The following is an 18,700-nucleotide window of genomic DNA, read 5'->3' as shown; positions in this document are numbered from 1 at the left end:
GCCAATTGCCATGGGTTACTTCGCGGTCCCGTACGACATTCATTTCGATGACACGATGGCCTACGGGAGCCATCACTTCCTCACGAACTTCAAGTTCCAGTGTGCTGGGCGGGAGCACCTGCTCTTCAGTCCGGACGTGTTCGACGTGCCGGAGTTCCGGCGCGACTTCGACCAGGTGCTGCTGCTCACCTACGAGGGCTACTCGCGCAACCTGGCACCGGCCAACCTGGGAGACCGGTTGGTGGTGCTGACGACACTGGAGGAGCGGGGAGCGGTCTCCATCCGCTTCTGCTTCCGGACCCTCAAGAGCGATGGGACGCCAGTGGCGTGCGGCTTCCAGACGGTTCTCTGTGCGGACCGGACGTCGGGCGCCCTGTGTTCGTTTCCCGAGTCGTTCCTGCGGTGCTTCGATTCGTTGTCCGGCATCTTCGAGCGCGCCAGGGCACGGAGCTTCCGGGACTGTGTCCAGCAGGGAGGCTCCGCACTCAAGGAGGTGTTTCCAGAGTCCATCCGGGCGCTGGCGAAGTCGCTGCTCGCGGACCCGGCGTCACTGGGGACGTCCCGCGTCGTTTCGTTGGAGGGGGCTCCCGCGGCGAGTACAGCCGAGAGTCCCGACGCGCTGGTTCTGCCGCCGGGGGCGACGGCATTTCTGTTCGCCGGGCAGGGTTCGTTTGAGCCAGGGCTCTATCTCCAATTGAAGGCGCTCGACCCCGACCTCGGAGACGAGCTTCAGGGGGTCGCCGCCGCATGTCGTGCGGTCGGAGTGGAGGTGGAGCCATTGCTCGCCGCGCGTGACGTTTCGGACGTCCAGCGTGCGCTGGAAGAGCTGCCTCAGCTCGACCAACTGGGCATCTACCTGTCCGGTGTCCTGGGCGCCCGGTGGATGCAGCGCCAGGGGGCGAGCCCGGACGTGTTCGTGGGGCACAGCTTCGGGGAGATTGCCGCGATGACGGCGGCGGGTGCGCTCGACTTGCGCGCTGGCGCGCAGGTCGTCTGCCACCGCATCCGAGCGCTTCAGGTTCTTCCCGACGAGTTCGGAACGCTGGCGGCGGTGGCGCTTGGGGAGTCCGAGGCCGTTCGCGCCATCGCGGAGTGCGGCGCTTCGGGATTGCACATCGCGGGACGCAACCACGCGCGGCAGACGGTGGTCGCGGGAGCGCGCGATCAGCTCGCGCGACTCCGCGCGCTGCTGGAAGGACGGGGGCAGGGATTCACCTTCGTTTCGAGCCGGTACCCATTCCACCATCCGGACATGGCCCCGGCCGCGAAGGCCTTCCGCGAGATGCTGGGCCGTGTGCCCATGCAGGCGCCGCGGGGCCGTGTCTATTCGCCCATCGAACGGCGCGCCTATGTGGGTGGGCGGCCAGAACTGGCGGATGCGCTCGCATCGCACCTGATGCGCTCGTTCGACTTCTTGGGGACGGTGGAGACGCTCTCCCGCGCGGGATGCGCGCGCTTCGTCGACTGCGGAACCACGGGCGTCCTGGCGCGCATCGTCCAGAAAATCATCCCGGCGGAGACGGCCGCCGAGGTGAGCGTCATCAGCAAGCTGCTTCCGGCGGAGCGGACTGCCCCGTCGGCTGGCATCGAGCCGAAGTCCATGGATGCCGCCGCGGTCGACGAAAGCGGCATTGCCGTGGTGTCGCTGGGCTGCATCCTTCCGGGGGGAGCGAAGGACCCGGAAACGTACTGGCAGAACATCCGGAAGGGCATCAGCGGCATCGTCGACCAGGGCCTGTTGCAGCCCGAGTTGGTGACGGACTTCGCGGGCCCCTCGGGAACTCCAGACCGGACGTACACCCTGCTCACGGGGTATGTGCGGGATGAGGACCTGGTTCCGCCGCCGGGCTTCGACCCGACGCGTTTCCAGCAGTACGTCCGCGAGCAGAAGCTGCTGGCCATCGCCCTCTCGCAGGCCATGCAGGGACTGAAGCCGGTGGCATCGAAGTCGCCGGGGCGCATCCAGTGCCTGCTCGGTTCGACGGCGGAAGGGTCGGCCGAGTACGACGCCGCGCTGAGCGTGGAAGCTGGAGAGGCGCTGCTGAGTGCCCGGGGTGAGCGGGTTCATGACATCGCGGCGCTTGCGAGCGCGGCGCGTGAGGCACTTGGCGTGGAGGCCATCTCCCGTGACCTGGCGCCGCATCCCACCCTGCAGGCCGTGGTGACGGACGTGGTGGGGCAGGGTGTCGCCACCACGCTGCTCGACGCTGCTTGTGCGTCGTCGCTCTATGCCATGGCGCTGGGCATGAAGGCGCTGGAGCGAGGGGACTCGGACCTGATTCTTGCTGGCGGCGTGTTCTCGCCGGGGCCTGGCAACAGCTGTCTGTTCTCACAGTTCAACGGACTGTCCGCCACGGGGAGCCGGCCCTTTGACGCGCGCGCGGACGGCGTCATCTTCGGTGAAGGCGCGGGCGTCGTTGGACTGATGCGCCTGAAGGACGCAGTCGCGGCGGGGCACCGGGTCCATGCCGTCATTCGAGGCGCGGGGCTCTCCAGTGATGGACGGAGCAGCTCGGCGAACGTGCCCCGGTCGGAGGGGCAGGTGGCGGCGATGGAGGCGTGTTACTCGGGGGCCCAGGTTGACCCGGCGAGCGTGCAGTACATCGAGGCGCACGGAACGGCGACCCCCGCGGGGGACGCCACCGAGCTCAGGTCGATTGCCCGCGTCTTTGGTGGCAAGCGCAGTGGCGTTCAGCTCGCCAGCGTCAAGGCACTGATTGGCCACGTTGGCTGGGCCGCGGGTGCTGCTTCGGTCATCAAGCTGTGCAAGGCGATGGAGCACCGGATCTTCCCGGTGCAGTCCAACTTCGATGCGCCCGGTGCCGCGCTGCGCGCCATGGGGCCCGGCTTCGAGGTGAACACGCGCGAGCAGCCTTGGCCGGAGAATGGCGAATCGCCTCGTCGTGCCGCCACCAATGGCTTTGGCTTTGGCGGAACCAATGCCCACCTGGTGCTGGAGGAGTACCGGGGGCCTTCGTCGGCGCCGAGGCCCCGCGAGGGCATCCCATCAGAGGCCGAACTCGTGGTCGTGGCCACGGAGGGCTTGTTCCCGGATGGACGCGGGCGGCCCGAAGCGGGTGTTCCTGTCGAGGTGGGAGCGCGCTTCGATCTGCAGGCACTGCGCCTGCCGCCCACAGTGCGCCTGCTGCCCGACATCTCCGAGGACATGGATGCGACGCAGCACCTCGGGCTCGTGGTCGGGAGTGCGCTCGCCCAGAAGCTGGGGACGTTCGACGCGCTTCGCTCGGGGACGGCCATCGTGCTGGGGCTCGAGGGCAAGACGCGCCGTGGCGTCGAGGCGGTCCAGCGCGTCCTGGCTTTCACGCTGCAACGGCGCTTGAGTGAGAAGGCTCGTCGCGAGCCAGCATCCGCCGCGGTGCTGCCCCTGGCGGAGCGGCTTCACTCGGCGGTAATGGGGAGCCTCCGTCCCTCGGGGCCGTACACGCTCCAGGGGATGATGGCGAACGTCACGCCCGGCCGTGTCGCGGGGGCGCTCGACGTCAAGGGGCCCAATTTCGTGGTGGATGCGGGGGCTGCGTCGACATCGGCGGCGCTCCAGGCTGCGCGGGGGCTGCTGGAGAGCGGCTTCGAGCTGGTCCTCGTGGGCAGTACGCACATTGGCAGGCCGGGTGAAGTCAGAGGGGCGCAGCAGCCCGAGGAAGGCGCGGCGCTCTTCGCGGTGACGACGGCCGAGAAGGCCCGAAGGCTCGGCTTGAAGCCCATGTGCCACCTTCAGCTTTCCACCCGTGGCACGAAGGGGACAGGTGCGGGGGTCGACCTGCCACCGCACTCGGCGGCGGAGAGCCTGGCGTTGCTGCGCGCCGTACACGCGGCGGCGGATGGTCGTGCTGGCACGCTGCGGTTCCACCCCGATGCCACGACAGGTGTCCGGCTCGAAGTGCGGCTCCAGCCGATGGCGGAGGTGCTGGATGTCGAAGGCTCGCTTCCTTCGCTGCGAGCACGCTCCGACGGCGCGTCGGGAGCCGAGTTGCAAGCCGCGGCGGGAGGCTTCGACCACGCCGCGCCCATTCAGTATCTGTCGCCCGTGCTGGTGGAGCGGCCGGCTCGGAAGACACGGCCGTCGTATCTCAGAGGCCGTCGGGTGCTGTTCATCGCGGAGGACGTGGCGCTCGCGCGTGAGCTTGCAGCTCGGGCGGAGGCCCTGTGCGGAGCGGAGCACCTGATTCTCTGTCCGGGAACAGGTTCGGATTCGGGACGCCTCCGGTACGTCGACCTCACGACCGACACCTCCGCGGAGGCCGGGCTGGCCGCCCTTGGCTTCGAGCCCGAGGTCATCCTCGCGGTCAGCCGCATCGAGGCAGGGGCGATCGAGGCCGCGGTGGTCGCGGACACGGCCATGAAGCACGGGGCCCTGGAGTTGCTCTTCCTGGCCGCCCGTCGCGCCTATGAGCGCCTGTCTCGTGGCGAGGTGGAGCTGGTGAGTCTGTGCATCGGCGCTGTCGGCCCACGGCGGTGCCTGCATCCAATGTCGGGACTGTTCGCAGGGATGCTCAAGTCTATCGGGCGGGAAGTGCCTGCCCGGAACGTTCGTGCCGTCTCCACCACGGCCATGCCGATCCAGGAGGCGCTCGAGCTGGCCGAGGCTGAGCTGGGCTCGGAGGTGGAAGGGAATCACTCCATCGAGGTTTGCTTCGAAGGTCCGGTTCGCTGTGTCCGCGTGTTGCGGGTGACGGACGTCACGGCGGACCTGGCGGCGACGCTCGATTCGCGCTCGGTGGTCCTGCTCACGGGCGGGGGACGAGGCGTCACGGCAGTCCTCGCGGGAGCCCTGCTCAAGCGGTTTGGATGCAAGGTGGTCCTCGTAGGGCGGAGCGATCCGGATGAGGCACCCCTGCGGGTGCTCCAGGCCCGTGAGGAAGACCTGCCGGCGATGGAGCGGGAATTCTACGCCTCGGAGTTGGCCAGCAATCGGGGCGTGCGCATGCCAGAGCTGCGCAAGCGCTTCGAACGCTTCCTGGCCGCTCGCGAGCTGAAGGCCACGTTGGAGGGCCTGGGCCGGCTCCCGGGAGAGGTGCTCTACCGGGCCGCGGACGTCACGCGAGCGGCGGACGTGGACCGCGTGGTCCAGGAAATCGTCGACACGCATGGGCGACTGGACCTGGTGGTGCATGGGGCGGGCACGCAGACGTCCAAGAAGTTGAATCGCAGGCAACTCGGGGAGTTGCGAACGAACCTGGGCACCAAGCTGCAGGGGCTCAGGAACCTGCGGGAAGCCTGCGTGAGTCGGCTCGCTCGGCCGGTGCCGTTCCACGTCCTTACCTCCGCGTTCAGCTACATCGGGAATGACGGGCAGGCGGATTACGGCGCGGCGAACGAGGCGCTGGACCGGCTCTGCGCCTGGGTCAGCGACGCGTGCCAGGAGGTCCGCTGGTGCAGCGTGGGCTGGTTGGCCTGGGACGGAATCGGCATGACACGGGGTTCGGAGTACCGCGTGCTCGGTGCCAGCCGGCATCTGCGAGGAATCCGAGCGGAGGAAGGCGAAGCGCTCTTCCTCCAACTCGTGGATGGGCGGCCTCGACAGGCCATCAACGTCCAGCTCACGGAGAGCGAGCGTTCCTACTACGCACTGGAGGTCTTGCCCGCGGAGGAGGCGCGTTCTCTGTCGGCCGGGCCCGTGCAGCGCGAGCTGGTCGTGGATGCGGCGAGTGTGCCGTGCCTGGAGGACCACCTCGTGCGTGGCACGCCCACGTTGCCTGGGGCCTGGGCGTTGGACCTGATGCTGCAAGCTGCGGTGGGCAACGGGCGGCCAGAGCTGCGCACCGTCACCATCGAGGACGTCCGGTTCTCACGCTTCATCCGCGTCAAGCAGGGGGGCCGCCAGCACCTGCGCGCCGAATGCACCCCCCTCATCGATGAACCCGGACGTCATGGCGTGAGGGTCCGGCTGATGGGGGACATCGTCCATGCGTCGGGTGTCGTGCTGGAGAAGGACCTCGTCTATGCGGAGGCGCGGTTCACGCTGACGGCGGAGCCGCCGCGGGGCACGCCGGAGCTGGATGCGGCGGCGCCGTCGGGACAGGCCCTGCGGGTCCACGACCCACACTGCGCCGCCGGTGCGCCCATCGAACTGCGGAAGATGTTCGACTGCCTGGAGGAAATTCACATCGAGCCGTCGGCCCGGTTCGCGCGGTTGGGGCTGCCGACCGAGCCTCGTCAGGCGGGCAGCACCGTGCCCGCGCTCGTCCTGGATGCCGCCTTGCGGCTGAGCGCGATGCATGTGGATGGGGAGTCGAGCGCGGTGTTCGCGCCCATCCAGTTCCAGCGGGCGACGTTTGATCGCGGCCTGGTGGACGCCCGGGGTGGAGCGCCGCTTCACCTCTCGTTGAAGGCACTTCCTCCGCGAGTGGATGGCGACCTGCTGGAGTGCGGCACCGTCGCTGCGCTCGACGAGGCGGGACGGCTTCGGATGTTGCTCGAGGGCGGCCTTGCGCGGCCCATGGCTTGAGACCTCATTCCTTCGGGTGAACGCATGAGTTCTTCCAATCCCCAGGCGGGTCCCATTCCCGCCGATGACCCCCGGTGGCTGCGGTCGGAGTTGCGCCGGGTGATGCCGCCGGAGTCCTTCCAGCCGCAGCCCCTGCGAGGCATCGTCGCGTTCGGGCTGGTTCCGGTGATGGTGGTCTTGATGTGGGCCGTGGGAAGTGGGCGGCTGCCATGGTGGGCGTGCCTGCTCATCTCATTCGCGCTCGGGCAGATGGTGACGGCCGTGGGGCTGGCGGCGCATGAGGCGCTGCACCACGCGGTGTTTCGCAGCAGGGCGCTCGAGAGTCTCCTGGGCTGGGTGGGCTTCAGCCCGTTCCTGGTGACCCCCGGGAACTGGCGGGCGTGGCACGTCCAGGCACACCACAGCGCGGCGAACGTCCTGGTTCGGGACCCGGACATCCTGCCGCGTCAGAGCGAGTGGCGGACCCAGTGGTTCGCAAAGGTGTTCCACGCGATGTCCCCGGGATCGGGCTCGTTGCTGAGCTTCGTCAGCTTCAGCTTCTTCTTCACCGCCCAGGGACAGGCCTTCCTCTGGCACCACAGCCGGCTGCCGCAGTTCAAGCATGTGCACATGCATCGAACGCGGGAGCGCGTCCTCACGGTGCTCGTGATGCTGGGGTGGGTCGCGGTGGGCTGGTGGATGGGGCCAATGGGGGCGCTCTATGCGCTCATTCTTCCGCTCCTCATCGGCAACATCACCTTGATGATCTACATCGCCACCAACCATTGGCTGCTGGCCGCGCACGAGGAGTCGGACAACCCCTTCGTGAACACGGCCAGCGTGGCGACGCATCCGGTGATGGACTGGCTGCACTACAACTTCAGCCACCACCAGGAGCACCACATCTTCCCGGCCATGAGCCCGAAGTTCGCGCCGCTGCTTCGCAAGCACCTGCGCGAGCTCAACCCCGAAGCGTCACAGGTGTACCCGCACCTGCACGCGCTCCGGATGCTGTACCGGCGCCCGGCGCTCTATGCCGAGGATGGACAGACGCTCATGGCACCGGAGGGGACGCCTTCGATTTCGACGGAAGCGCTGCGCAGCCAGCTCAAGGGAGGTGATTCAAGTCTTGAACACGGCCTGAACCGGTGAACGACTACGCCTATGGTATGGGGCGCCATGCCTCCATCCGACACCGAGTCCTACCTCCTCGACTACCACCGCCGGCTCGCGGGCGTGACCGCGCGGTGGTTCGCGAAGACTCCCGTGATTCGGGGCGACAGCCGATTCGCCTCCTCCTATGAGTTGCTGGCGGCGGAAGTCCCCCAGGACGCGCGGCCGAGGACCGTGCTCGACCTGGCTTGCGGTGATGGATACCTGCTCGAGTTGCTCGCTCGGCGGACGACTCCGCGTCCGCGACTCGTTGGCCTGGACATGAGCGAGGACGAGCTCGCCCAGGCCCAGGCGCGATTGAAGGGAGCCGCCACGCTGATTCGAGGCGTGGCGCAGTCGCTCCCCTTCGAGGACGCCAGCCTCGACGTCGTGCTCAGCCACCTGGCCCTCATGCTGATGGATGACTGCGAGAAGGTCCTCTCCGAGATTCGCCGCGTCCTGACGCCTGCCGGGAAGCTGTCCTGCGTCGTCGGCGGAGGCTTCGCGCCTTCCGGGGCGCTCGCGGTGTTTCGCGCCCTGATGAAACCCGCCATCGAGGCGCAGCCTCGCCCCCTGCTGAGCCTGGGCGACACGCGCTTCCGCTCCACCGAGGGGCTGAGGGCACTCTTCGACCTCGCCTTCGAGCATGTCGAGGTCTTCGACCTCGAGGTCCAGGAATGCGGACAGCCGGAGCAGGTCTGGGCTTCCCTCTCCACCACCTATGACGCCGACCAGCTCCCGTCCGACGCACGCGAGGACGTCCGGCGCGCGTTCCTCGCGGCTGTGGAGCCCATGAAGGATTCAACTGGAAACATCACGTGTCTCTGGAGCATGCGGCAGGTGACGGCGAGCACGCCACGACGCCGCGGCGTGTAGGGCCTGGCGTGACCTGCCTGGCGCCCTCTACCCGGAGTCGCCGCTGCGCGGCGTGGACAACATCACCGTGTCCCGCTCGGGTGACCTCTACGTGGCTGAGGATGGTGACGACCTCCAGCTGTGCCTCTTCACCCCGGGCCCTGAGCGCTCTGTCGCGCCATTCCTCCAGGTGGTGGAGCACGCGGGCTCCGAACTCACCGGCCCCGCCTTCTGTCCAAATGGCCAGCGGCTGTACTTCAGCTCGCAGCGCGGGACGGACGGCAACGGCGTCACCTTCGAGGTGCGCGGCCCGTTCCGCTGAAGCCAGGATGCGCCCCGCGCGGCGTTGTTCGTCGCGTGGGGCCGTGTCACGGCGGTGGGCCCGAAGCCAGCGAAAGCAAGCGCTCGGCTCCGGGCCCTTCGTCATTGGACGAGACGTCGCTGCCCTCGTACGGCGTCAGGCCGTGGCGGAGCGCACCGCCGCGAGCAGCTCGCCAGAGTCGACGAGCCGGCTCACCGCCTCGATGTCGAGGTGCAGCTCGCGGTCCTTGTCCATGTGGGGGACCTTCGAGCGCACCAGCTCGTACGCCGCGAGGGCGCCCTTACCGGGCTTCAGCGGCAGGCGGAAGTCCAGGGCTTGCGCCGCCACCAGGATTTCAATCGCGAGGCACGAACGGGCGAAGTCGCTGACCTGACGGCCCTTGAGCGCCGCCGTCATGCCCATGGACACGTGGTCCTCGCGGCCCGCGGATGACGGAATCGAATCCACGGACGCGGGGTGGCTCAGCACGCGGGACTCGGCCACCAGCGCGGCGCTGGTCACCTGCGCGATCATGAAGCCGGAGTTCAACCCGGAGTTCTTCGCCAGGAACGCCGGCAGGTTGGACAGCGACGGGTTCACGAGCTGCTCCACGCGCCGCTCGCTGATGGACGACAGCTGCGTCAGCGCCATGGCCACCACGTCCATGGCCAGGGAGATGGGCTGGCCGTGGAAGTTGCCGCCCGACACGATGCGCTCCGTGTCCGCGAACACGAGCGGGTTGTCCGTGGCGCTGTTGACCTCCACCTCCAGGATGCGCCGGGAGAACGCGATGCCCTCGCGCGCCGCGCCGTGCACCTGCGGCATGCAGCGCAGGGAGTAGGGGTCCTGCACCTTGCTGCAGTTGACGTGCGACTCCACCAGCTCGCTGCCCACCAGGATGCGCCGCAGGTGCGCCGCGACGTCCTTCTGGCCCGGGTGCGCGCGCACGTCGTGAATCTCCGGGATGAAGGGCTTGTGGCTTCCCAGCAGTCCCTCCAGCGTCATGGCGCCCGCGACGTCGGCGATGTCCGCCAGGGACTCCGCGCGAAGCTGGAGCAGGGTGCCCACTGCGCACATGGCCTGCGTGCCGTTCACCAGGGCGAGGCCCTCCTTGGCCTCCAACACCACCGGTTGCAGGCCGGCGCGCTCCAGCGCCTGCTTCGCGGGCATGCGCTGGCCCTCGTAGAAGGCTTCACCTTCGCCGATGAATACGAGCGCCAGGTGCGCCAGCGGGGCGAGGTCCCCGGAGGCGCCCACGCTGCCCCGTTCGGGGACCACGGGCACGACGTTCCGGTTCAGCATGTCCAGCGCCAGGGCCAGCGTTTCCATGCGGATGCCGGAGTAGCCCTTGGCGAGCACGTTGCAGCGGAGCAGCAGGAGCGCCCGCGCTTCCGGAAGGGGGAGGGGCGTGCCGACGCCACAAGCGTGGGAGAGGATGAGGTTGCGCTGGAGGTCGCGCAGGTCCTTCTTGTCGATGCGGACTTCGGCCAACGTGCCAAAGCCGGTGTTGATGCCGTAGGCGGGCGTGTCTCCGGCGGCGACGCGGTCCACCAGGGCGCGCGAGGCCCGCACGCGGATGGCCGCGTCGGGCGACAGCTCCACGGTGGCCTCGTTGCGAGCCACCTGGAGGATTTCCTCGAGCTTCAGGGTGTCACCGTCGATGAGGATACGGGGGCGCGACATTCGGGACTCCAATGGGTGCGGCGAAAGGGCGGGCACCCTAACGTAAACGGGTGCGGTGGTGCTGGCCGGCGCTTTACACCCGCCGGCCGGGCTCGTATAGCTCCCGCCCGTCTGAAGAGGGAGGTTGCAGGCGCCGTGGCACTCATCGTCCAGAAGTACGGCGGTACCTCTGTAGGTGACGTGGCCCGCATCAAGAGTGTGGCCCTGCGCTGCCTGGCTGCCCAGGAGGCGGGGCATGACGTGGTTGTCGTCGTGTCCGCCATGTCCGGCGAGACGAACCGGCTGCTGAAACTGGTGGCGCAAATCACCGACCGGCCAGACGAGCGCGAGCAGGACGTGGTCGTCGCCACCGGTGAGCAGGTCACCATCGGCCTGCTGGCCATGGCCATCCACGCCCAGCAGGGGAAGGCGACCAGCTTCCTCGGCCAACAGGTGCGCATCGTCACCGACAGCACCTTCTCCAAAGCGCGGATCAAGAGCATCGACGCGCAGCCCATCCGCGCCGCGCTGGCCCGGGGCCACATCGTCGTGGTTGCGGGCTTCCAGGGCGTGGACGAGTCCGGCAGCGTCACCACGCTGGGCCGTGGTGGCTCCGACACCACCGCCGTGGCCGTGGCCGCCGCGCTCAACGCGGACGCCTGTGAAATCTACACGGACGTGGACGGCGTCTACACCACCGACCCCAACATGGTTCCGTCCGCGCGCAAGCTGGACCGCATCACTTACGAAGAGATGCTGGAGTTGGCCAGCGTGGGCGCCAAGGTGTTGCAGATCCGCTCGGTCGAGTTCGCCATGAAGTACAAGGTGCCGCTGTGGGTGAAGTCGTCCTTCACCGATGACCTCGGCACCCTCGTGTGTGAGGAGGACAGTTCCATGGAGGATGTGCTGGTCCGTGGCGTCGCGTATGACCGCAACGAGGCGAAGATCACGGTGTGTGGTGTGCCGGACATCGCGGGCGCCGCGGCGAAGATCTTCGGACCGCTCGATGAGAAGCACATCGTGGTGGACCTCATCGTGCAGAACCCGTCCAAGGACGGACGCACGGACGTGACCTTCACCGTGGGCAAGGCGGACTTCCTCGCCGCGCAGGAAGTGGTGCGGAAGGTCGCTGAGGAGATTGGCGCGTCCGGTATCGAGACTGACGGGGACATCGCGAAGGTGTCCATCGTGGGTGTGGGCATGCGCAATCACTCGGGTGTGGCGGCGCGGATGTTCCGGGCGCTGTCCGCCGAGGGCATCAACATCCAGATGATCTCCACGTCGGAGATCAAGGTGTCCTGCGTGGTCCACGCCAAGTACACGGAGCTGGCCGTGCGCGCGTTGCACACCGCCTTCGGGTTGGATCAGCCGATGCCGCCGGAAGGCGTCTCCTCCGTCTCCGAGACGGCGGCCCTGATGGGCGAGAAGGTCTGAGCGCGTGGCGAGCCGCACCGCCGCGCTCGCCGCCGTCGCGCTGGGGGTGTTGGGCGTGGGCGTCATCGCACGCCTGCGCTGGCCAGATACGGCGCCCGCGTTGGACTGCGCCGCTGAGTCAGTGCGGATCCGTCCGGATGGTGTGGCCACCTGTGGAGACGGTGCCGTGCCGACCGGGGCTCAGGCGCTGGCCCTGGGGCGTCCGTTGGATTTGAACTCGGCGACCGAGGAGGAGCTTGCCCTGCTCCCGGGCGTCGGGCGCTCCCTGGCGCGGAGCCTCGTGGAGGCTCGCGAGGAGCAGGGCGGTTTCAAGAGCTGGGATGACGTGGATGCCGTCCGTGGCGTGGGTGCTGCCAAGTTGCAGACCCTCCGGGCGGCCACGGCGCTTGGAGCGCCTCCCGACGCCGGGTCCGTGTGGTAAGCATTTCGAGTGCAGATCTCGTGCCCTCAGTGCTCGATGCAGTACGTCCTCGACTCCCGCTTGCTGCCGCCGGGGGGCGCCTCCGTTCAGTGCACGCGCTGTGGTTACGTGTTCATGGCCACGCCACACGGTGCGCCGCCGCCCTCGCGCTCGACTCCGGCGGTGACGGGCGGGGCGGGGCCCGCGCGCTCGAGCATGAGGTCCACGCAGCTCTTCGCGGGGACTCCCCCTGGCGCCACGGCGGGTTCGCCCGTGACGACGACGACGCAGGTGTTCGGCGCAGTGGCGTCGAAGGGGCAGGGCGCCGACAACGCGACGCAGGCGTTTGGGGCGGTGCCCCCCGTAGCACCCGTTGGAACGACGCAGACCTTCGGAGCGGTTCCGGCAGCGAGCAACCCGACGCAGACGTTCGGCGCGGTGCCTCCCGTGGCGAGCAACGCAACGCAGACCTTCGGAGCGGTGCCTCCCGTTGGATCCACGCAGACGTTCGGGGCAGTTCCGGCGACTGGGCGGGGAACTGACAACGCGACACAGGCGTTCGGGGCGGTGCCCCCTGTGGGCAGGACGCAGGCGTTCGCCGCAGTGCCGAGCCCGCAGCAGGCAGGCAACGCGACGCAGGCGTTCGGCGCGGTGCCCCCGGTAGCCCCCGCGCCGCAGACGCAGGCGTTCGGGACGATGCCTTTCAGGGGACCGGCGGCCGATGCTGGCACCTCGTCGCAGGGCGGAACTCCCGGAGCCGGGACACAGACGTTCGGCGCGGTTCCTCCGGTGGCACCTGTCATTCCCCCCGTAGGAAGGACGCAGACCTACGGCACGGTTTCCGGACAGCAACACGGGACGCCAGGGAGTGCCGGACATGGCTCCGTGGCACCAGGCAACGCGACCCAGACCTTTGGTGCGTACGCACCTCCGCAGGCTGGCGCTTTCATGATGCCAGACCCGGGGGCCGTGCCCACGCCTCCTCCCGTGAGCCCGATTCACGTCGGCGGGGCGCGGGTTGCATCTCAGGGCTCCGCCTCGGCGGACGGCGTCCCCGTTGGATTCGCCGCGCCTCCCGCGAGCGATTCCGTGGCCCCATTGGGGCGCAGCCAGACGTTCAGCGCCATTCAGCCGTCTGCCTCCGAGGCACCTGTGGGGTCGAAGCGGATCTTCGGCTCCGTGCCGCCCGTTGCCGCGCCCGCGAGCCTGTCCGGCGATGCCCCCACGTCGTCACCGGATGCCGCCGAGCCCTTCGCGAGCGTCCGAGCGACGAGCCCCTTTGGCCTGTCACCGCTGTCCGGCGCCGACAGTGGCATCCAGCTTCCGCCAGAATCGGAGCCCACCGCGACGCCGGGCGCTGGGGCAGGGGGGCTGAGTTCCCCCAATGACTCCAGTGCCTCGGACCTGGGCCCTCTGGCCGGAGCCGCATCGCGCCGGGCCCCACTGGAGCTCCCTCCGGACCTGATTGCGTCGACCCGTCTGTCGATGGACGGAGCGCGGGCGTTCGAGCACGGCAGCTCCCAGCGAATCCGTCCCCGGGTGGTGCTGGCCATCCTGGTTGGACTCATCGTGGTGGCCTCGCTGGGCTACGTCGCGCTGAAGAATCGCGGGGTGGAGATCCCCGCCAAGGTGGTGGATGAGACGGACCGTGCGTCGGTGCTGCTCCGTCGGGATGACTCCGCCTCCCGTAATCAGGCCATCGAACAGCTGCGAACCATCGCCACCGAGAATCCCGGCTACGTCGACGTCCAGGCCGAGCTGGCGGTAGCGCTCACGCTGAGTCTGTCGGATGTCCAGGCTGATGCCGAGCGTCTGCGTCTCAGGGGCGCTGCCATCGCCCGTGGGCTGGAGGCCGCGGCGAAGATGCGCGTCCTTGCCGACCAGGTGGCTCGCCGCACCTCACTCCAGCAGGAGCAGGACGCCAACGCGCGCGAAATGGCATCCCTGCGTGTCACCACCGACACGCTTCGCAAGGAACTGGACGTGCACCTGGCCCCGCTGAGCAACGCGCCGGAGTCCGAGCCGCCAAGTGCCGCGGCGGCACGGCTCAAGGCACGCGCCCTCCATGCCTCCGTCCTGGCGGCGCCGGACTCCCTGGCCCTGGCCGAGCGTCTGCGCAACGTGGAGAGCGCACCGTACCCGTGGAGCACGCTGGCTCGGGCCGAGTACGCGCTGACCGCCGGGTCGCCGCCGGAGTCGCTCGAGGCGGTGGCCAAGGATTTGGAGGCGCTGCGCCAGGCGGACAGCACGCTGCTGCGCGCCTACCTGCTCGGTGCTCGCGTGGCGCTGAAGCTGAAGGACACGGCCGCCGCCCGTTCACTCCTGGACGACGCCGTGGCGCTGAATCCGCACCACCAGGCGGCGGCTCGGCTGATCGCGCAGATTGACGCGGACGCCGCCTCGCCCTGAAACGACGACCGCTTCCGCCGTTTCGAGGGCTAGAGAAAGTCCAGTCCCTCGCCCAGTGCAGAGCCCTCCGTGGCGCCACTGCGTGTGATTCCAAGCGCGTGGAGGAGGCACGCCTCTTGCTGAACCTGGACCCGTTTCGAGGACGGGATGCTGGGAGGCAGGGTTGATGGCGGAGGTCTTCTTCTGGTGTGCCGTGCTGCTGCTAGCACACACTTACTTTCTCTACCCCTTGAGCCTTTTTTTGCTCGAAGGGGCCGCGCAGGTGCTCAAGAACGCCCGCGATGTACGGCGCGCGGAAACAGTCAATCAAGGCTCCGGCGGGCAGCGGGCGTTGCCCTCGGTGAGTCTGGTGGTGGCGGCCTACAACGAGGCTTCGTGCATCCAGCAGAAGCTGGAGAACAGCCTCGCGCTGGCGTACCCGGCGGAGCGGTTCGAGGTGCTCATCGGTTCGGATGGTTCGTCGGACGGGACGGATGACATCGTCCGCGCTTGCTCCGACGCGCGCGTGCGGCTGTCGCCGGCGCCTCGGGCGGGCAAGACGACGGTGCTCAACCGCTGCATCCCCATGGCGCAGGGGAGCATCGTCGTTCTTTCCGACGCCAACACGATGATCGAACCCGAGGCCATCGAGCGGCTGGTGCGCCACTTCGAGGACCCGGAGGTGGGGGCCGTCTGCGGCAAGCTGCGGCTCTACAACCCCACGAAGCAGGACTACGAGGAGAGCGCGTACTGGAGCTACGAGTCGCTCATCAAGATGTACGAGGGGCGGCGCGGCGCGGTGGTGGGCGCCAACGGTGGCCTCTATGCCATCCGGCGCTCGCTGTTCACCCTGCTGCCGCCGTCCACCATCGTGGACGACTTCGTGATTCCGCTGCGCATCCTGGATCAGGGCTACAAGGTCGTTTACGAAGAGCACGCCGTGGCGCACGAGGAGACCACGGAGGATTACGGCAAGGAGTTCGGCCGCCGGGCGCGCATCGCCGCGGGCAACTTCCAGAGCATCCGCATGGTGCCCGGGCTGTTGCTGCCGACCGCGGGCTTCCCGGCCTTCGCCTTCTGGTCGCACAAGCTGCTGCGCTGGTGCGCCCCCGCGCTGATGGGGATGGCGCTGGTGGCGAACCTGTTCCTGCTGGACCGGCTCTTCTACCAGTTCACCCTGTTCAGCCAGGTGCTGTTCTACGCGCTCGCGTACCTGGGGAAGACGGGGGTGCTGAAGCGGGGCACGGCGAAGAAGGCCGCGTCGGTGGCGTACTACTTCGTGACCATGAACCTGGCCATCGTCGTGGGGTTCTGGCGCTTCCTGCGCAACTCGCAGCGCGCCGCGTGGGACCGGACGGCGCGCGCGTAGTCGGAATCCAGGAGCCCGTTACCGGAGTGCCACGGGGACGGGCTTCTGGGCTTTGGGACTCTTGGGCAGCACGCTGCCATAGCCCCCGAAGAGCTGCCCGGTGAGGACGGGCTCGCGGTTGGGGCCCGGGTGCCGGAGCATGTCGTTGAGCACCTCGCCCGTCTTCGGATCCCTCCGAAGGTGCGGGCGTTCCAGGTTCATGCGGTAGCGCACGACGCCTCGGCGCACGCGGTGGATGACGGTGACCGTCCCGCTGGCGCTGACGTTCTCCACGATGCCCACGTGGGTGAGGCCGTCATTGCGGCGCCCATCGCGGTTCTGGTCATACGTCTCGTTGAAGAAGACGAGGTCGCCCGGGGTCGGCCGCTCTTCCGAGTACACGTGGCCTCGCGAGCGGGCGAAGCGGTACATGGCGGTGACGCCGTTGTCGCCGGGCTGCACCGTTCCCCGGAAGGTGACGCCGGCCTGGGCGTAGACGCCTTCGATGAGGCCGGTGCAGTCGGACGGGTACTTGCGGCCGTTGAGTGCGACTTGCGTCTTGCCCACCAGCGAGCGCGCCGTGGTCACCACCTTGGCGCGGGCATCACCGGCCACGGGGGGGGGGCGCGTGGCCCGGGCCGGCGTCGCGCGGGACTTGCCACCCGGCGCCTTGGCCGGGCGGGCGGCCACCGTGCCGGGACGCGCCGCGGGCGCCTCGCGGTTCGCGGTGGCCACCTGCTTGGAAAGGGACTCGCGCGGGAAGGCGGGCGGGGAGGCGGAGCGGTAGCGAAGACTGTAGGAGTCCAGCCATGGCTCCAGCGGCGCGCCCGTGGTGGCGCAGCCGGTCGCCAGCATGGCGAGGATTCCCATCAGCGTGACTGTCCTCATGGTGCGACCTCCCTGTAGCGTCCTGGGGGACATGGTCCGCCCGGGAAGCTGTGTCGTCAAAAAACCTACCCAGGCGACCGTCCGTCCGCGCTTGGGTTTCCGGGTGGGCGCGGGTGCGGTATTGCTCCAGGGACATGGCCTCCTTTCGCCGAGCCCTCGCCGTCCTATTGCTGGCCACTGGCTGCATCCCCTCGCCGTATGACCGCGCGGCGAAGAAGGACACCATCGACGGCTATCGCGCCTTCATTCGCGAGTACCCCACGCACGCGGACACCGACGCGGCCGAGGCGCGGCTGGAGGAGCTGGAGTTCGAGGAAGCGAAGCGCCTGCACACGGTGATTGCCTACAAGCGCTTCCTGGAGGCGTACCCCGACGCGGCCCAGGCGCGCACGGCGAAGACGCTGTTGGAGGGCCTGCGCTTCAACGGGGCGAAGGAGACGGACACCGTCGCCGGCTGGCGCCAGTTCCTCCAGGAGCACCCGGACGGCGTCCAGCGCGACGAGGCGAAGCGCCTGCTGGCGGAGGCGGAAGCACGTGAGCTGGCCACCACGGAGGATCCGCGCAAGCTGGCGGAGTACCTGCGCGCGTCGCCGGATGATCCCCGCCGCCAGGACGTGGAGGCCCGCCTGGATGCTCAAGCCTTCGCGCAGGCCAAGGCCTCCGGCGCGACCAAGCTCTACGCGTACCTCAAGGAGCACCCGGCCGGCACGCACCGCGAGGAGGCGCGCGTTCTGCTGCTGCAACTGGAGGTGGAAGGCCTGCTCGTCTCCGGCTTGGTGGACGAGGCCGAGGCCCGGGTGAAGGCCCATCCCCTGGGCCCGAAGCTCACCGCCTTCCCGGAGCGGCTGGCCCACGCCCGCGCCGAGCGCGCCGCCCTGGCCCGGCCGGAGCCACTGGCCCAAGCCGCCCACGTGGGGCACTACCTGCGCGGGGTGGAGGACCTGAACCGCGCGCTGGTGGCGCCCGACGCGCTGGACCGCTGGCAGGCCGCGGAGGAGCTGGGGCAGCACGTGTCGGTGCGCGTGTTGGATCCGCTGCTGGAGAGCCTGCGCGCGGCGCGCAACCCGCTGATCCGTCAGCACGCCCTGGAGTCCCTGCGCACGGTGCTGGCGGCGCTGCCCAAGCCGGTGGCGGAGTACGAGGTGTCCTCACGCCTGGACGCCCTCCGTGAGCGCGCCACCAGCGCGGAGATGTACCTCACGGTGGCGGTGCTGCTGGACCTGTCCGGCCAGTTGGCCCAGGCGTCCACGGAGTACCAGCGCGCCGCCGAGTCGGGCGTGCCGGATCCAGTCATCCTGCGGCGCTGGGTGCAGATTCGCGAGGAGCGGCGCCAGCACTTCTCCGCGGCGGTGGCGGCGCGGCAGCTGGCGCTGTGGTCCCTGGAGGTGGCGCAGGAGGAGCCGGTGACGCCCGAAGGGCGTGTTCCCCTGGCGTCGGCGCGGCAGCTCTGCGCGGCGGCCGTCAACGCGAACTTCGCCGTGGCGGCCATTGCCCGCGCCCGGTCCGCGAGCACCGAGTTCCCCGAGGACCTGGCGGAGTTCGAGCGCAAGGCGGCGGACGCCAAGCGGCTGGCGGACGCGCGGCTGGCGGACGCGGAGCTGCTGCTACGTGAGCAGACGCCCGGCGTGAAGACGTGCGCGGACCGCGGTGTGCGTGACCGCCTGGAGAATGCCGTGAAGGAGCGCACCGCCGCGCTGGACTCGGTGGCGACGAAGCTGCCGCAGGTGGGGCGGCTGCTCCTGGAGGTGGCCCGGGAGCGGGATCCGTCGCCCCAGGTCCGCGAGGCCGCGTCCGCGCGGCTGACCGCGCTCAAGCCGGTTCCCTGAT

At 69.2% G+C, this 18,700-nt stretch carries 12 protein-coding genes; 9 read left to right on the top strand and 3 right to left on the bottom strand.

The features are described from left to right. The first annotated feature begins 10 nt into the window (after positions 1-10). The 4 genes from F8M74_RS02585 to F8M74_RS02570 are packed head-to-tail and all read left to right on the top strand — an operon-like array spanning position 11 to position 8,774. A complete protein-coding gene (locus F8M74_RS02585) occupies positions 11-6,466 on the top strand; it encodes a type I polyketide synthase (protein ID WP_141253418.1) in 6,456 nt (2,151 codons plus the stop codon). Between the two features lie 24 nt (positions 6,467-6,490). Further along, positions 6,491-7,597 (top strand): fatty acid desaturase, encoded by a 1,107-nt coding sequence (locus F8M74_RS02580; protein WP_141253419.1) that lies wholly within the window; start codon positions 6,491-6,493, stop codon positions 7,595-7,597. A gap of 27 nt (positions 7,598-7,624) precedes the next feature. Continuing rightward, a complete protein-coding gene (locus F8M74_RS02575; RefSeq protein ID WP_228559129.1) occupies positions 7,625-8,473 on the top strand; it encodes a class I SAM-dependent methyltransferase in 849 nt (282 codons plus the stop codon). Positions 8,474-8,525: 52 nt separating this feature from the next. Beyond that, positions 8,526-8,774, top strand: a complete 249-nt coding sequence (locus F8M74_RS02570) for a hypothetical protein (RefSeq protein ID WP_306341639.1) — start codon at positions 8,526-8,528, stop codon at positions 8,772-8,774. Between the two features lie 135 nt (positions 8,775-8,909). Here F8M74_RS02570 and hutH read toward each other — a convergent pair whose 3' ends face one another. Continuing rightward, positions 8,910-10,436 carry a histidine ammonia-lyase gene (gene hutH, locus F8M74_RS02565; RefSeq protein WP_141253421.1) on the bottom strand — a complete coding sequence of 509 codons (1,527 nt, stop codon included), beginning with the start codon at positions 10,434-10,436 and terminating at the stop codon, positions 8,910-8,912. A gap of 135 nt (positions 10,437-10,571) precedes the next feature. On the opposite strand from hutH, the gene F8M74_RS02560 reads away from it, so the two are divergent. Together F8M74_RS02560 and F8M74_RS02555 are read left to right on the top strand one after the other, a co-directional pair. Beyond that, entirely contained in the window at positions 10,572-11,849 is a 1,278-nt protein-coding gene (locus tag F8M74_RS02560) for an aspartate kinase (RefSeq protein WP_141253422.1), read from the top strand. A 4-nt stretch (positions 11,850-11,853) separates the two neighbouring features. Next, positions 11,854-12,270, top strand: a complete 417-nt coding sequence (locus F8M74_RS02555) for a helix-hairpin-helix domain-containing protein (RefSeq protein ID WP_141253423.1) — start codon at positions 11,854-11,856, stop codon at positions 12,268-12,270. 104 nt (positions 12,271-12,374) lie between these two features. Here the strand turns inward: F8M74_RS02555 and F8M74_RS02545 are convergent, their stop codons facing one another. Continuing rightward, complete coding sequence (locus F8M74_RS02545; RefSeq protein WP_141253472.1) at positions 12,375-12,581, bottom strand: hypothetical protein; 207 nt, start codon at positions 12,579-12,581, stop codon at positions 12,375-12,377. An 820-nt stretch (positions 12,582-13,401) separates the two neighbouring features. On the opposite strand from F8M74_RS02545, the gene F8M74_RS02540 reads away from it, so the two are divergent. Both F8M74_RS02540 and F8M74_RS02535 read left to right on the top strand, forming a co-directional pair. Next, positions 13,402-14,658 (top strand): lipopolysaccharide assembly protein LapB, encoded by a 1,257-nt coding sequence (locus F8M74_RS02540; protein ID WP_228559133.1) that lies wholly within the window; start codon positions 13,402-13,404, stop codon positions 14,656-14,658. A 166-nt stretch (positions 14,659-14,824) separates the two neighbouring features. Beyond that, a complete protein-coding gene (locus F8M74_RS02535) occupies positions 14,825-16,006 on the top strand; it encodes a glycosyltransferase family 2 protein (RefSeq protein ID WP_141253424.1) in 1,182 nt (393 codons plus the stop codon). Positions 16,007-16,024: 18 nt separating this feature from the next. Here the strand turns inward: F8M74_RS02535 and F8M74_RS02530 are convergent, their stop codons facing one another. Then, the gene (locus tag F8M74_RS02530) at positions 16,025-16,873 is read right to left on the bottom strand and encodes a CHAP domain-containing protein (RefSeq protein WP_141253425.1); all 849 of its coding nucleotides are present in this window, start codon (positions 16,871-16,873) and stop codon (positions 16,025-16,027) included. Positions 16,874-17,007: 134 nt separating this feature from the next. On the opposite strand from F8M74_RS02530, the gene F8M74_RS02525 reads away from it, so the two are divergent. Further along, positions 17,008-18,699 carry a HEAT repeat domain-containing protein gene (locus F8M74_RS02525; protein ID WP_216619622.1) on the top strand — a complete coding sequence of 564 codons (1,692 nt, stop codon included), beginning with the start codon at positions 17,008-17,010 and terminating at the stop codon, positions 18,697-18,699. The last annotated feature ends 1 nt before the right edge of the window (position 18,700 follow it).

It is taken from the genome of Myxococcus sp. CA023, assembly GCF_010998615.1.
In the GTDB taxonomy this organism is placed as follows: Bacteria; Myxococcota; Myxococcia; order Myxococcales; family Myxococcaceae; genus Myxococcus.
The sequence above is the reverse complement of the archived record's forward strand: the minus strand, read 5'-3'. Positions and strand labels throughout refer to the sequence as shown.

Excerpts from the sequence above, each read along its gene's own strand:
- F8M74_RS02585 (WP_141253418.1), top strand. The coding sequence starts at position 11 with ATGGGTTACTTCGCGGTCCCGTACGACATTCATTTCGATGACACGATG.
- F8M74_RS02580 (WP_141253419.1), top strand. The coding sequence starts at position 6,491 with ATGAGTTCTTCCAATCCCCAGGCGGGTCCCATTCCCGCCGATGACCCC.
- F8M74_RS02575 (WP_228559129.1), top strand. The coding sequence starts at position 7,625 with ATGCCTCCATCCGACACCGAGTCCTACCTCCTCGACTACCACCGCCGG.
- hutH (WP_141253421.1), bottom strand. The coding sequence starts at position 10,436 with ATGTCGCGCCCCCGTATCCTCATCGACGGTGACACCCTGAAGCTCGAG.
- F8M74_RS02535 (WP_141253424.1), top strand. The coding sequence starts at position 14,825 with ATGGCGGAGGTCTTCTTCTGGTGTGCCGTGCTGCTGCTAGCACACACT.
- F8M74_RS02530 (WP_141253425.1), bottom strand. The coding sequence starts at position 16,873 with ATGAGGACAGTCACGCTGATGGGAATCCTCGCCATGCTGGCGACCGGC.
- F8M74_RS02525 (WP_216619622.1), top strand. The coding sequence starts at position 17,008 with ATGGCCTCCTTTCGCCGAGCCCTCGCCGTCCTATTGCTGGCCACTGGC.